Source organism: Candidatus Nitrosopumilus sp. (genome assembly GCF_029882185.1).
Classification (GTDB): domain Archaea; phylum Thermoproteota; class Nitrososphaeria; order Nitrososphaerales; family Nitrosopumilaceae; genus Nitrosopumilus.
In genome coordinates, this window is record NZ_JAOULD010000016.1 from 13,738 (window position 1) to 27,010 (window position 13,273).

The window sequence follows — 13,273 nt, forward strand, 5'->3', positions numbered from 1 at the left end:
CGCGGCGTCTTCAAAGCTTTCGCTCAGACTGGAGCGGCTGTTATTTCCTCATTCCCAAATTGTATAGTTCTTTTATTACTATTTAATCTAGTTGGCAATTTGAAAAATTTCTGTAAATGTTTTGATAGTATCTTTTTTGTTGTATATTGGAGTGTGTATTTTCAATTGTATGGTGTCTTTTTCTCTAACTGCTAGGTTTCCTTTGATTAATTCTTGTTTATCTAGTCTCATATGAAATCTGGAATCTATTGTCCTTTCTTCAATTTCATCAATTAACTCATTTACTTGTTCTTTGGATAATGATTCTAGTAATTTATTCATGAAATTTTGAGCCTGTTTTTTCCCAATTTTTGCCTTCAACAAAGTTATTGGATTTTCATAATGTCCTTCTGTTTCTTCGATTGTGAAATCTTCTCTTCTAACATCTAAAGTATCTTCAAAAGATTGAAAAATTTTTGATGTATCTTCTGTTGCATGAACAATCACATCAATTGATATCTCAATCTTGTATACCATTATTGTAAAAGAATAACTCTTGATTATGCTTCGAGTAATTTTGTTTCTTTATCTGCAGTTCTAACGAGTTTCACTTTCTCGAGACCCACATGTCTTACTCTAATTACTTTCTTGAATGCTGCCATGATGTCTGAATTGATTTTACTATAACATGTTGCTTGAACAAATTGATCTATTGTCATTTCTGGAATTGTTTTATTGATTACATCTCTTGCAATTAATCTCAAAGCATGCTGTCTAGATGTGTTAAGTTGTCTGTGTGTTAAAGCAAGTAGTTTGATTCTAAAGATATATCCGTCTTTTGTTTTGATATCTGCAATAAAATTAATTTTAGATGAACCGCGTCTAACTAAACTACGTAAAAATTCTTTTGAATATTCATATCTTTTGAAAATTGTTGATGCTTTGTCCCCTTCAACTTTATCAATTTGGAAATAGATTTTGTATTGATGTTGTGATGGGTCTCCTTTTAGAATATCATATAGTGTAACTTCTAAAACTCTGCCTACTGCATTCTCATCGTCTGTGATTGGAACATAAGCAATAGGAACATTGTTGAATGAATCTGGTGCATGTACTGTAATCCACCGTTTTTCTCGCCACTTGTCCTTTACTCGACCTTTTCTACGTGCCAATTATTAACGACCTTTGAACCCAAAATATAAGGGTATGTCACTAGATCTCTTTCTGATTTCCCATGTATCTCTGTAAAACACTAGGAATTCTTATGTGTCCGTCTTTAGTTTGAAAATTTTCCATTATTGATACCAAAATTCTGGTTGTTGCTATCAGAGTACTGTTAAGGGTATGTACATACTGGGTATCTTCATTTGTTTTATCTCTGAATCTTATCTTTAATCTCCTTGCTTGGTATTCTAAGCAGTTTGAACATGAAACAATTTCTCTATAGGCATTTTGTCCTGCCATCCAAGCCTCAATATCATATGTTTTGGCTGATACTTTTCCCATGTCTCCAGTTGATAATAGCATCACACGATGTGGAATTTCCAAGTTTTGGTAAAATTCTTCAGCAACTGATAGCATTCTTTCATGTTCTTTCCAAGAGTCTTCTGGTCTTGAAAATACAAATTGTTCAATTTTATCAAATTGATGGACTCTGAAAATTCCTTTTTGATCTCTTCCATGTGCACCTGCTTCTTTTCTAAAGCATGGGCTAACACCTGCATATCTCAAAGGCAAATCTTTTCCTTCTATGATTTCTTTTGATCTCATTGCTGCCATGGCATGCTCAGATGTTCCAATCATGTATAGATCTTCATCTTCAACTTTGTAGATTACTTCTTCAAAGTCATCTGCAATAACTGCGCCTTCCATAGATTCTCTGTTAATCATATAGGGAGGTTGAACAAGAGAATATTCTTTTTTTGCTAGAAAATCTAATCCATAGTGAATTAATGATTGATTTAATCTTACAAGATCATTTTTCAAATAATAGAATCTGGCTCCTGCTACTTTGGCGGCCCTTTCAAGATCAACCAAATCCAAATTTTCTGAAATATCTATATGGTCATTAATTTTGAAATCAAATTCTGGGATTTTTCCCCATTTTCTTATTTCTTTATTTGATGTTTCATCTGTTCCAATAGGAACTGATTCATGAACTAGATTTGGAATAGTTAATGCCAATCTAGAATATTTCTTTTCAATATCAGATTGTTCTGATTCTAATTTTGCAAGTTCTTCTGAAACATTTTTCATTTCTGATAAAATTGACGATGCATCTTCTCCTGCCTTTTTTCTTTGAGCAATTTCTAGTGCTACTTGATTTTTCTTTTTTCGTAACTCGTCAGTCTTGATGATGAATTCGCGTCTTTTTTGATCCGATTCAATTAATCCATCCACATCAAATTCTACAGATCTAGACTTTAGCATATCTCGAATGATTTGAGGTTTTTCTTTGACTAGTTTTGGGTCTAACATCACTCAATCACCTTTAGAGCAACTTGAATATGTTCCATCACTTCATCAACTGTCCCTATTAGCTGTTTCATATTCTTTTTACTTTCAAAATTAAAAACTAGGTTGTTATCAATATTTTCAATATAAAGACTCAATCCTTCTGGAAAATCTACATTGTCTGGTTCTAAGGCCTTTTTGACAGTTTCAGCTTTTTCTTTTGAAATGTTATTGAGAATTACTTGAACTTGGCACCTTAACGACATTTACTTCTAGATAGTTAAGAAATTCATCCAATTTGTCTTTAGTTATTTTTGCTCCAGCAGCTGCATTGTGGCCTCCTCCAATGCCATCAAATTTTTCAGCCCCCGTTCTCATTATTTCACTAAGATTGATGTCTGATGTACATCCAAATGATTTTCTTGATGAGAATTTGATTGTGTTTTCTTCAGCCTTTGTTCTCAAGATTATGATTTTTCCTGAATTTTTAGGTGAACCTGCTATCAATGATGAGATGGTGCCTGTCATTGTTTCTGGAACAATATCTTCCCCATTTACCATTATGCATGTTTCACTTTCCGAAATTCTCCATCTTTCATTGGATAAAATATTCATGTATTCTCTAATCATTTTTCTATAATCTGTTAGAATCAGCTCAGCTTCTCTTAGGATCTTATTTCTGTCTCCCATACAAACTGCGATTCCAACACCTGAACGGTTAATTCTTCCACATGAATTGAGCATTGTTGAAAATTCTCTTCCATCCCGTAAGAAACTCCTGTTATCTTCTCTTGGAAATGTATAGGTATATCCAATCAATTCTGACATTATTTCTGTTGCATTTTTACCTGAAGCAAATTTTGTGATTGCCTCAATCACTTGCCTTTTTTCTTCTTCATTTAGTTCGGCTGGAACTCTCCATCTTCCCTCATCTTTGAGTTTAACTCCAGATGAATGGAGGATTGATAGACATGTATCTCTATTCCATGTCAAACCTTCGATAAATGGCTGGGACGTAAATGCCAAGGCATCTGCAAGTGGTCTTGTTTCCCTTCCCACCAACAATAAATCTAAATCAATATCCACCAAACCTTGTTCTTTGGCAATATTTGCAATCTCAAAATTTTTACCTGTAAATGACTTTCTTTCTCCTTGGTCTTGTCTATCGCCCAAAGCTGAAACAACTGCAATTGCAGATAGATCTGAGTTTCTCTCATCTAGTGCGGCTGAGGCCAAATATGCCATTCCTCCTGCACAGATATCTACTCCTCCATCAATTCCATATTTCCATGAATTGATCACATTTTGATTATCCAATTCGTTTTCTGATATTTGATGGTGATCTAAAATAATCCAATTATCTCCTAATGTTTTATCTAATTCCTTTGCAAAACCTCCTCCAAGATCCGTCACAATATGAAAATCTCTGGAATCTGTTTTAAAAGATTCTACTACATTTTTGCTAAATTCTTTTGATGTTCTAACTGTGCAGTTTGCTCCTGCTCTGATTAGTGCTTTAGTAATTATGCTCCCTGATGTTAATCCATCACAATCTATGTGAGTTGTAACAGAAATTGATTTTTTTGATTTTATACAATCTAAAATTTTATCTTTGAAGTAAGAAAGTGATTCATCTAGTGATTTTGCCATTACTCTAACTGAGCAACCACGGATTTATACTTCCATGTTTTTGAAATTCTTCCAATTCTTTTGTAATAGACTGATAGTCTGTGAACCTTGGCTTCAATTAATTCCAAAGATCTGACATTTCTATTATCCCCTTTGTTTGCTTTAAGGTGCTTCTGAAGACCTACTGCTTTTTTAACAATGTTCTCAAGGTCTTCTGGCATTTCTGCTTTCAAATCATTTTCCTCTAAAATCTGTCCCATACTTTTTTTGGTAATTGGTTTGATTAAAGGAATGGAATGTTGATCTCTTAATTTAATTCCAATTTGACTAGGGGTCAAACCGTCTTTTGTATATTTAATTACTAACTCTTCAATTTCTGCAGGACTTTGAGTTATCCAAGAAGGTGCACGAAGTGTAGCTGGTCTAATTGAATGTGATTTTCCATGTCTGTGTGTATGCATTCGTCCCATGATTTGGCTCATTATAGAACAGAATTAAACGTTACTTATACTGATCTCGTACATTGAACCGAAATTTGGGGTTCAGAATAAAAGTTAAATAAGTCTCTGGCGCCAAAACGAGCAGGTAAACGGTATGAATACAAAAATACTATTAGCAGCATCCTTAATCGCTGTCTTCACAGTCGGAATGTATGCAGAAAATGCAGTTGCATTTGCTCAATACATGGGTAACGTCGGTAGTGAAGGACAAACCGGATCATACACATTAGAAGAAGCACTTGAGATTCAAGCAAGAAGAATCGCAGCAGCTGAAGCAAACCCCTCTTCTGGTTCAGGAACTCCATATCTTGATGCCAGTGGTGTAGTTGGTGCAGCAGTAATTGCAGGTGCAGTATTCGGTGGTATTGCTGGAGCATTCTTCATTAGAGGAAGATCTGGTAAATACGCAGCAATGGGAAGAGGATAAACAAACCTCACTTTTCTCTTATTTTATTATCTGTTCCTAGTGTAAACTGAGTTTCTTTTTTCCACTCTTGATGAATACTGATCTCGTACTTTCTGATAATAAAAGAAATGTATATATCGCACAAATAGAGCCAAATTATTATGATTCCTATCGTAGGTACTTTCCTTAGCATCCTGTCTACAATTACAGGACAACTAGGACCAAACTACGACCCATTATTCTACGATGTAATGATTTACATCTTCGGAACCATTATGTTCACAATATTCCTTCTAGGAATTATCTCATTCTGGTTACGTGTACACGGCTGGGCTTACAAAGACAACCGTGAGAGATGGGTTGATGAATTAGACAGACACTTTGAAAGAGAAGGTATCGGTCTTATTCCAGACAACGGCAAATACTGGTAAACTTACCACCTTTCATCTTTTCATTATTTTTAATTCCTTCTAGTGAAAACTGTATTGAATCTTAAAATTTAAAAATTTGATTTTTTGAGTCTACAACATCTAATTTTCTAGTTCTGGTAGGAAATCTTTGTCTTTTGATGAGTCATAATCTTTTGTGGTAAATACTCCCTTGTAGTGATATCCATCTTGCAATGGGGTATTGATGAACTGGCTAGATTCTTTATCATTGACATAAAATGTCGATTTGTCCTGATCCATGTCTCTTAGAGGGAAATCCCACATCCACAAAAAGTGACCAATTTCCCATGAGTATTCTTCCTCCCATTCCACATAGATGATTCCATCATCAGTTAGCGTATACATGGTTCTTTTACATTCTCCCTCATTTAGTCCTGCATTGATGTTGGCAGGAATAGGTGTTTGAAGACCGTCAATAATCAACTCCAAAGTGACCTTCATTTTGTAAGGTGTTTCTCTATCATTGATACAGACTTTGAGAGGATCGTTTTGACTAAACTGACCTTGAAGTACTGAACTGGTGACCCCTACTAATATTGCTATAATTGCTGTAATGGCTAGAAATTTGAGAGTTTTATTTCTCTTGTATGGATCCCCCATTCCAGGATATTTCATCGTGTGATGATTTTAATCAGATTCCTTAAAGTCCTTTCCTTTATTCATACATGATTTCAATTGTATCGCATTGGTCTTGATGATCTGCAAGAAAATATGTTATCTCATCAGAGTCAATTTCAAGCCATTCTGATTCTCCCTTGTATGGAAGATAATCTTCAACAAACAAGTCTTCTTTTCCTGAAACTCTGACAACAATTTTTTGATTTTTTGGTTTTATCTCAAAAGGTAATTTTAGAACTTTTCCTCTTCTTTGATTTTGTATGTTTACTTTGTATTTATCAGAACGAAATTCTGTTTCTCCAAAAAAATAACTCTGAAAAATATCCAATTTTGTTATCTTGAAACTTAGCATATTTTCTCTATTGTTTTCTAGAAGATAAAACTTGGTTTACGTTAGACGTAAAGAGTATCTAGAAAATGAAAAGGAAAAGGTTGGGTTGTTTAGATTACTTGCCAGGGTCGTGTTGCAAAGGTAATGACATAACCGACACCGATCATAATTGATTGATATGCGATGTTAGTATATGGAATATCTTTGAGTATTGGATCTCCTTCAACGACTACTGTTTGACCTGGACCAAGTCCTGGACCAACTTGTGCAATGTTGAGTTGGGTGTGTACGTGGTATACACCTGCTTCAAGTGCTTTGGCAGACAATGAGTAATCGACAACTGAGTTACCTGGAATGTCAAAGACGTTTCCTGGTGGATCTCTTGCCAACATCTCCCATCTATTACCTGCGTTGGTAGACTCTGTGAAAATGGATAGCCATCCTCTAAGGTCTCTTTCTACTAAGCTGACTAATGTTCCTTGAAGTGTCAAGGTTTCGCCAGTTTGTAGGGATTGTCTGTTGAAGGTTTCATCCTCAATTCTGATGAAACGACTCTGGAGTTGTGCTTGGACACCGTGTGCATCTGCAGTTGGAAGTACGGATTCAACCCAGTTGAAACCTAAAGTTCCTAGTGCAAGTACTACAGCAAGTCCAAATACGAAAATTCTTTTTTCGACCATAGTTATCCCTAAAATGAGGAGATGAAACACGTCGTTATATGTTTTACCTTAGTAACGAGGATCGACATTATCAATGATGTTAAACATTGATGTATAACAATGAAATCAATAAAAAAATAATCAAATTTAAATTATTTTAAAGGTATTAATATGTAATTTTTCTATAATATTCTTTATTTATTGTAAAAAATTATATAAAATAACTCTTATTTCAAACTCTTACTTTATATTCCGAATTCACATGATGGTATGCATGGCACAGATGCCCGCATTAATCCCAAAAGAAGTTGAGATCCAGAGACTAAAGAAAGTCTGGCTCATCGTTATTGCTATGGGTTCTACTGCAGCATCAGTCGAAGTTGATAACTTCGTTGATGGTTCTTTGCATCAAACCTCTATCAGAGATAGTGCATTTACACCAGCTCACTGGTGGCTATACTCCCACTTCATCACATTACCACTTGGATGGGGAGCAGCAGCAATCTATGATAGAAAAATCCCAGTTCTTAGAGGCCCAAATAATTCAATGAACACTGGATTGAAGATGACCATTCTTGGTTACCTTGCAACCATGTTTACAATTGGTGTCAATGAGATGTGGCATTTCTGGTTTGTAGAAGAAATCTTTGCAGTTCCAAATCACTGGATGTTTAACATGGGAGTCGTAGTGGCTTTCATGGGTGCATTAGCATACGTAGTTAGAGTATATGCTCGACTCGTAGAACTTGGTGCAGAAACTCCAGGAGAGAACCCATACGTTGCAGAGATGTACAAGATGGCCTTAGAAGGCAAATTGTACAGCAGAGCAATTCCTTAGAAAAAGTGCATTAGCACATTTTTTCTCTTTTATTATTTTTCAATAACGTAGATCGTACTAGGTATGCTCATTTAAGAAAGACTTAAAAGAATCTGAATTAGAATAATTCCAGAATGACTCTTCCAAAAGGATTCGGTTCTGGTGGCGGTGGCGGTTCATCAAGCGCTGACATAGAACGAATGATTGGAAAACGCGTTGAAAACATGACCGGCATGATCACAGTATCATTCTGGGCAGCAATTTTGGCAACTTTTGGTGGTACTGCAGCAGGATATTTCTATTATCCATGGGCATATCCAACAGCAAGTGGTCACTTTGCCTTCATCGTACTAACAATCATTATCGCAATAGGTTACATCTTCTGTGTTAAAGTCATGGAAGAAGGTTCCAACAAAAATAGCAATGGCATAGTTGGCGGCAGTGTTGCCGGTGCAACTGCATTTTGCTTATTCGTATCACTATACGTTGGTTGGTAACTAGAAGGAAACCCCTTCAGCAATTTTCTTTTTCATTTTAATTTTTAAAAAATGCTTTAGTTCTTTTTTTGTTTTAATTTATACTCAAAAATGACGATCTCCACCATACTCTAAAATTTTATATACTGACCGTTTCTTCACCTTCTTATGGTCTGGTTAAGACGATGTACACACTACTTATTCATAGTAGTAGTTGCAGTTAACTCAACACTGTTAACAATTAATGCAGGAGACTACATCTTCTACACTGACTGGGCTTGGACTTCGTACACGGTATTCTCAATATCGCAAACGTTGATGCTTATTGTAGGTGCAACATATTACCTAACATTTACAGGCGTTCCAGGCACAGCAACGTACTACGCTCTAATTATGACAGTATACACATGGGTAGCTAAAGCCGCATGGTTTTCGCTAGGATACCCATATGACTTCATTGTAACTCCAGTTTGGCTACCATCAGCAATGCTGTTGGACTTAGTATACTGGGCAACAAAGAAGAACAAGCACTCCTTGATACTGTTCGGCGGCGTACTAGTAGGAATGTCATTACCATTGTTCAACATGGTAAACCTGATAACAGTAGCAGACCCACTAGAGACGGCATTCAAATACCCAAGACCAACATTGCCACCATATATGACACCAATCGAACCGCAAGTAGGCAAATTCTATAACAGCCCAGTTGCACTCGGTGCAGGTGCAGGTGCAGTATTGGCATGTACATTTGCAGCCTTAGGTTGTAAATTGAACACTTGGACATACAGATGGATGGCCGCCTGGTCAAAGTGGGACTAAAACTCCAACCTTTTCCTTTTCATTTTATTATTTTCCTCTAGAGTGTTCTCTACAAAAATTTGATTAAAAAATACCACACAGCTTGTGATCTTTTATTGTCTATTTTGACAATATGTAATCTTGTGATTATACTATGTGAAGCAACAATTTAGTCAGATCCTTTCCACTCCAAAACCCTTTGTAAAATGGGCTGGTGGAAAACGCCAATTGATTCCAATATTAAATGAAAATTTGCCTGAAACATTTGGAACCTATTTCGAACCTTTCTTGGGTGGAGGTGCATTACTATTCCATATGTTGACTGAACGACAGAGTCAAAAATGTAGTATTTCTGATCTTAACTCTGATCTTGTTTTGTCATATACTACAATCAGAGATAGAGTAGAAGATCTTATCACGTCACTAAAAAATCATGAAAAAAATTATCAAAAAGATTCAAAATCTTACTATTACTCTATTAGAGAAAGTAACCCTAGAAGCCAAATCGAAAAAACATCTCGATTGATATTTTTGAATAGGACTTGTTTCAATGGGTTATATCGAGTAAATAGTAAGGGAAAATTCAATGTTCCATTGGGCAAATACTCCAATCCTAATATCGTAAATGAAGATAATCTTCGTTCAGTAAGCCATATTTTACAATCAAGCAAAGTGTCTATCAATTGTAGGGATTTTGAAGCCGTTCTTAGAGATGCGAAAAAGGATGATCTTGTGTACTTTGATCCGCCATACCAACCAGTTAGTGACACTGCTAATTTTACAAGTTACACTAACAAGGATTTCACATATGATGATCTTAGTAGATTGGCAGAACTCTGTATGGATTTGGATTCCAAAGGCTGCAGAGTCTTATTATCAAATTCTAATTCTAAAGAAGTTGCAGATATGTTCTCTGCAAAACCTTGGAAAATAAATAAGATTCAGGCCAACCGTTCAATCAATTCCAATTCTAAAAAGAGAACTGGTCACTATGAATTATTGATTAGAAATTATTAGGAGCTTCGAACGGGATCTGAACCCGTGACCTTTACATTACCAATGTAACGCTCTACCAGACTGAGCTACCGAAGCACAAATTCACCCAGTAGAAAATCCTTATAATTCTTCATTTTGAGCGAATAAACTCTAAACTGTTAAATTTCACTCAGATTTTTATCCTTTTGGAGGAGTAATCAAGCCTGGCCAAAGTAAGCACTTTGTGCTTTTGGACATGCAGGACTTAAGATCAAATAATGGGTGATCCTGTCTCTCAGGAGTTCGTGGGTTCAAATCCCACCTCCTCCACCTTATCTTGGATTTTTGATTCCTCTAGAATTTAGAACTTCATAGACATCTGGTAATGAAAATACAAAACCAACATGTACACAATCTTTTTCATCACACAGCTGACAAAACAGTTCGCCTTTTTGAATTGCAACTTCTGCAATTCTATTTTTGATATTATCTTTTAACACAACACGATCATCATCGATTGAAATTTTTTCAATCTTTGGAGCATATCTTGCAAAGGTCTTGTCCTTTTGCATCATCTCTTCTAACATGTAAGTAACATAACCTGCAAAACTGTTGACACCCTTCATTGTTAGGTCGTCTTTACTCTTTTGATAAACTTCATGGAATTTATCATAAACAGTTTCCGAAACAGTGATTGATTTGAATCCAGCTTTTGGCAATTTACTTTTCCTTACCGTACTATACAGTACCCAAGTATATAATGTTTTATTCTAAAATGGTGCCTTTCTAGAAAATCAAAATTAGTCTTTATAGAATACCATAGTCCAAGACCACTATGGGTAAAGGATATTCTACTGAAGAGATTAGACAAAAAATAATTTCGATTTTGGATGATGATGTTTCTGGAATGTCTGGAATTGAGATTTCTGAAAAAATTGGTATCAACAGAATTACAATGTCAAAATATCTCAAGGTTTTTGCAGCAGAAGGATTACTCCGACAAAAAAATATCGGAAATGTCACTTTGTGGTTTTTAGAACCAGGACAAGAATCATTTAGTTTTCCTGATGATTATTTCAAAGTAGCTCCCAAGTATATTGAACATTTGGTAAAGGGAACTGAAGACCAAGTATATTCATTAATTCGTAATTGTTTGCATTCTGGAGGAACTGTAAATCGTTTGGTGCTTGAAGTAATTTTTCCTTCGATTGAACATGTGACAAAATTATATGATGATGGAAAGATTGGAACTTCCGAACAAAATCTTTTGATTAACACTATATCAAAATCACTACAGATTTTTAATCAAATTCAAGTTGTCTCTGATCCAAAGAAAAACTTGATTGTTATGGCATCTGATGCCCAAAGCAGATTGAATTCTGAAGCAGCATCTGCAGTTTATCACTCTGATGGTTGGAAGGTTTCTCATTTGGGGGATATGTCTTCATCAATCAACGTGTTGTTTGATCTTGATTTTCAAAAATTGATAGGAAAAATATGGAAACAAAAATCTGGTATTTTGATCATTGTAGTATTTTCCAAAACTGATGAAGGCTTGAGCTTTTTTGCAGATTCCATAAACCCAATAATTGAAAAATCTGGAAAAAATATGAAATTGGCCCTTTGTGGCAAAGTATCTAAAAAATCTAAAATTCATGCTGATTTGATATCTGAAAAAATTGAAGATATTTTACAATGGTCTCAAACTATATCTCAAAATCTAAAATAATGAAAAATGGGCCCGATGTGATTCGAACACATGACCTTTCGATTATCAGTCGAACGCTCCAGCCAAGCTGAGCTACGAGCCCACGAACAAATCTCTAGGCAAGACTCATTTAAGTTTAATTTTCTTTCCATTTGATTGAGCATCCAATTGATGGGTCAAAATCTTTTTCAATTTTTTCTCCAGACAATAATTTCTCCATGTTGACAATCATTGTCTTTTCTGTTGCCTTGTCGTCTGGCTTCATGGCATTGTCTATTTTTCCATGAAACACCAACTCTTTTTGTGCATTGAATAAGAAAGGATCTGGTGTACACATTGCACCATATTTCTTTGCAATCTCTTGTGTTTCATCTACCAAATAATCAAATTGAAATCCTTTCTCTTTGGCCGTTTGTTTCATGGCATCAAAACTGTCTTCTGGATAATCAGTAGAATCGTTACTGTTGATTCCTATAATTGCAATATCTTTACCACATTTTTCATATAGTTCGTTCAGTGCGTCTACTTTTGCTTTAACATATGGGCAATGATTACACATGAAAATTACTAAAATCCCCTTGTAATCATTATAATCACTTAACGAATGTTTTTTATCGTCAATTCCCATTAATTCAAAATCTGGTGCAATATCTCCAGTTTTTAGTTTGATTTGTGATTCTAAAAGTACCATATTAAATCGATCGTGTTTTCAAATAAAATTCTTGCCAAGAAGACAACAATTAAAATCCACACTTTATTCATTCTTCATGTGGGCCGGTAGTATAGCCTGGTAGTATACCCGCCTTGCACGCGGGGGGTCACGGATTCAAATTCCGTCCGGTCCACTTTTCAATCTCTCCGATCTATGCTGGAATTCAGACTCCTGGGTGGATTTAAATAGGATAAGTTTTCGTTTTTCTATATGGCATCAGCAGCAGACGCATGGCCGGTATTCATACCACTCATTGTTGGTTTAACTCCAGGCTTAATTTACTGGTTAGCAATTACCGCAAAGAGAAAATAAAAATTACATCAATTTTTAATTTATTTTTATTCTTTTTAGTGTAAACTGGGTTTAACGTTCTTACCTTTTTTGTTCACTATTTGATATGTTACCTGAAATTAATCTCATTTCTTAAAGAAAATTATGATGAAGGCAATTTTACGCACATTTCTAATTCTACTCTTGGTTCCTTTCTCACAAGCATTTTCTGCAGAAGTTACTGACACTCCTTCTACTCTAAATATATCACTGAATAGTAAATCTCCATTTGTGTATCAAGATGTTGAAGGATATACGATTGTAGTTGGACTGGCTGAAAATAACAATCCTTTAACTCCTATAACAAATGTCAAAATACAAGTAAAATTTTATGATGACTATGACCCAACACCTTTAGAGATTGTACAAGGAAATACGACACTAGAAGTGATTGCTCCTAATGGAAAATCTCCTTATTCTATACGTTCACAA

At 35.2% G+C, this 13,273-nt stretch carries 18 protein-coding genes, 4 tRNA genes and 1 pseudogene; 10 read left to right on the forward strand and 13 right to left on the reverse strand.

Features of this window, described 5'->3' with window-relative positions; all coding sequences use genetic code 11:
- Positions 1 to 87: 87 nt before the first annotated feature.
- The 6 genes from OEW78_RS06050 to OEW78_RS06075 are packed head-to-tail and all read right to left on the reverse strand — an operon-like array spanning position 88 to position 4,532.
- Positions 88 to 516 carry an RNA-binding domain-containing protein gene (locus OEW78_RS06050; protein ID WP_300325581.1) on the reverse strand — a complete coding sequence of 143 codons (429 nt, stop codon included), beginning with the start codon at positions 514 to 516 and terminating at the stop codon, positions 88 to 90.
- 23 nt (positions 517 to 539) lie between these two features.
- Entirely contained in the window at positions 540 to 1,151 is a 612-nt protein-coding gene (locus OEW78_RS06055; protein WP_300325583.1) for a 30S ribosomal protein S3ae, read from the reverse strand.
- 40 nt (positions 1,152 to 1,191) lie between these two features.
- On the reverse strand, positions 1,192 to 2,457 hold the full coding sequence (serS, locus tag OEW78_RS06060; protein ID WP_300325584.1) for a serine--tRNA ligase: 1,266 nt from the start codon (positions 2,455 to 2,457) through the stop codon (positions 1,192 to 1,194).
- On the reverse strand, positions 2,457 to 2,699 hold the full coding sequence (locus OEW78_RS06065; protein WP_300325586.1) for a KEOPS complex subunit Pcc1: 243 nt from the start codon (positions 2,697 to 2,699) through the stop codon (positions 2,457 to 2,459). Before OEW78_RS06065 ends, serS begins: the two co-directional genes overlap by 1 nt.
- Positions 2,662 to 4,083 (reverse strand): DHH family phosphoesterase, encoded by a 1,422-nt coding sequence (locus OEW78_RS06070; RefSeq protein WP_300325588.1) that lies wholly within the window; start codon positions 4,081 to 4,083, stop codon positions 2,662 to 2,664. Before OEW78_RS06070 ends, OEW78_RS06065 begins: the two co-directional genes overlap by 38 nt.
- Positions 4,083 to 4,532: a 30S ribosomal protein S15 gene (locus OEW78_RS06075; RefSeq protein WP_300325590.1), complete on the reverse strand. Its 450-nt coding sequence runs from the start codon at positions 4,530 to 4,532 to the stop codon at positions 4,083 to 4,085. The genes OEW78_RS06070 and OEW78_RS06075 overlap by 1 nt, the downstream gene beginning before the upstream one ends.
- Before the next feature lie 124 nt (positions 4,533 to 4,656).
- Between OEW78_RS06075 and OEW78_RS06080 the strand changes: the two genes are divergently transcribed.
- Both OEW78_RS06080 and OEW78_RS06085 read left to right on the forward strand, forming a co-directional pair.
- A complete protein-coding gene (locus OEW78_RS06080) occupies positions 4,657 to 4,989 on the forward strand; it encodes a hypothetical protein (protein WP_300325591.1) in 333 nt (110 codons plus the stop codon).
- A 140-nt stretch (positions 4,990 to 5,129) separates the two neighbouring features.
- Entirely contained in the window at positions 5,130 to 5,399 is a 270-nt protein-coding gene (locus OEW78_RS06085; protein WP_300325593.1) for a hypothetical protein, read from the forward strand.
- Between the two features lie 99 nt (positions 5,400 to 5,498).
- On the opposite strand, the gene OEW78_RS06090 is transcribed toward OEW78_RS06085, so the two are convergent.
- The 3 genes from OEW78_RS06090 to OEW78_RS06100 all read right to left on the reverse strand — a co-directional run bounded on the left by OEW78_RS06090 (position 5,499) and on the right by OEW78_RS06100 (position 7,046).
- A complete protein-coding gene (locus tag OEW78_RS06090; RefSeq protein WP_300325595.1) occupies positions 5,499 to 6,032 on the reverse strand; it encodes a hypothetical protein in 534 nt (177 codons plus the stop codon).
- A 40-nt stretch (positions 6,033 to 6,072) separates the two neighbouring features.
- Entirely contained in the window at positions 6,073 to 6,387 is a 315-nt protein-coding gene (locus OEW78_RS06095; protein WP_300325597.1) for a hypothetical protein, read from the reverse strand.
- A gap of 89 nt (positions 6,388 to 6,476) precedes the next feature.
- Positions 6,477 to 7,046, reverse strand: coding sequence for a methane monooxygenase/ammonia monooxygenase subunit B (locus OEW78_RS06100; RefSeq protein ID WP_300325599.1), 570 nt, complete (start codon positions 7,044 to 7,046; stop codon positions 6,477 to 6,479).
- 253 nt (positions 7,047 to 7,299) lie between these two features.
- Here OEW78_RS06100 and OEW78_RS06105 point away from each other — a divergent pair, with 253 nt between their 5' ends.
- The 4 genes from OEW78_RS06105 to OEW78_RS06120 all read left to right on the forward strand — a co-directional run bounded on the left by OEW78_RS06105 (position 7,300) and on the right by OEW78_RS06120 (position 10,133).
- A complete protein-coding gene (locus tag OEW78_RS06105; RefSeq protein WP_014965814.1) occupies positions 7,300 to 7,863 on the forward strand; it encodes a methane monooxygenase/ammonia monooxygenase subunit C in 564 nt (187 codons plus the stop codon).
- Positions 7,864 to 7,976: 113 nt separating this feature from the next.
- Complete coding sequence (locus OEW78_RS06110; protein ID WP_300325602.1) at positions 7,977 to 8,339, forward strand: hypothetical protein; 363 nt, start codon at positions 7,977 to 7,979, stop codon at positions 8,337 to 8,339.
- Positions 8,340 to 8,486: 147 nt separating this feature from the next.
- Positions 8,487 to 9,137 carry an ammonia monooxygenase gene (locus tag OEW78_RS06115; RefSeq protein ID WP_048103518.1) on the forward strand — a complete coding sequence of 217 codons (651 nt, stop codon included), beginning with the start codon at positions 8,487 to 8,489 and terminating at the stop codon, positions 9,135 to 9,137.
- Positions 9,138 to 9,272: 135 nt separating this feature from the next.
- Entirely contained in the window at positions 9,273 to 10,133 is an 861-nt protein-coding gene (locus OEW78_RS06120; RefSeq protein ID WP_300325610.1) for a DNA adenine methylase, read from the forward strand.
- A 1-nt stretch (position 10,134) separates the two neighbouring features.
- Here OEW78_RS06120 and OEW78_RS06125 read toward each other — a convergent pair.
- Positions 10,135 to 10,208 (reverse strand) — tRNA-Thr (locus OEW78_RS06125).
- A 91-nt stretch (positions 10,209 to 10,299) separates the two neighbouring features.
- Between OEW78_RS06125 and OEW78_RS06130 the strand changes: the two genes are divergently transcribed.
- Positions 10,300 to 10,421 (forward strand) — tRNA-Leu (locus tag OEW78_RS06130).
- A 2-nt stretch (positions 10,422 to 10,423) separates the two neighbouring features.
- Here the strand turns inward: OEW78_RS06130 and OEW78_RS06135 are convergent.
- Positions 10,424 to 10,810 (reverse strand): hypothetical protein, encoded by a 387-nt coding sequence (locus OEW78_RS06135; protein ID WP_014965810.1) that lies wholly within the window; start codon positions 10,808 to 10,810, stop codon positions 10,424 to 10,426.
- A gap of 116 nt (positions 10,811 to 10,926) precedes the next feature.
- Here OEW78_RS06135 and OEW78_RS06140 point away from each other — a divergent pair, with 116 nt between their 5' ends.
- Positions 10,927 to 11,820, forward strand: a complete 894-nt coding sequence (locus tag OEW78_RS06140) for an ArsR family transcriptional regulator (RefSeq protein WP_300325615.1) — start codon at positions 10,927 to 10,929, stop codon at positions 11,818 to 11,820.
- A 7-nt stretch (positions 11,821 to 11,827) separates the two neighbouring features.
- On the opposite strand, the gene OEW78_RS06145 is transcribed toward OEW78_RS06140, so the two are convergent.
- Positions 11,828 to 11,902 (reverse strand) — tRNA-Ile (locus tag OEW78_RS06145).
- A 33-nt stretch (positions 11,903 to 11,935) separates the two neighbouring features.
- On the reverse strand, positions 11,936 to 12,490 hold the full coding sequence (locus tag OEW78_RS06150; RefSeq protein WP_300325618.1) for a thioredoxin family protein: 555 nt from the start codon (positions 12,488 to 12,490) through the stop codon (positions 11,936 to 11,938).
- 80 nt (positions 12,491 to 12,570) lie between these two features.
- Between OEW78_RS06150 and OEW78_RS06155 the strand changes: the two genes are divergently transcribed.
- Both OEW78_RS06155 and OEW78_RS06160 read left to right on the forward strand, forming a co-directional pair.
- A tRNA-Ala gene (locus OEW78_RS06155) sits at positions 12,571 to 12,644 on the forward strand.
- A 341-nt stretch (positions 12,645 to 12,985) separates the two neighbouring features.
- A pseudogene (locus tag OEW78_RS06160) lies at positions 12,986 to 13,273 on the forward strand (hypothetical protein); the annotation flags it as partial.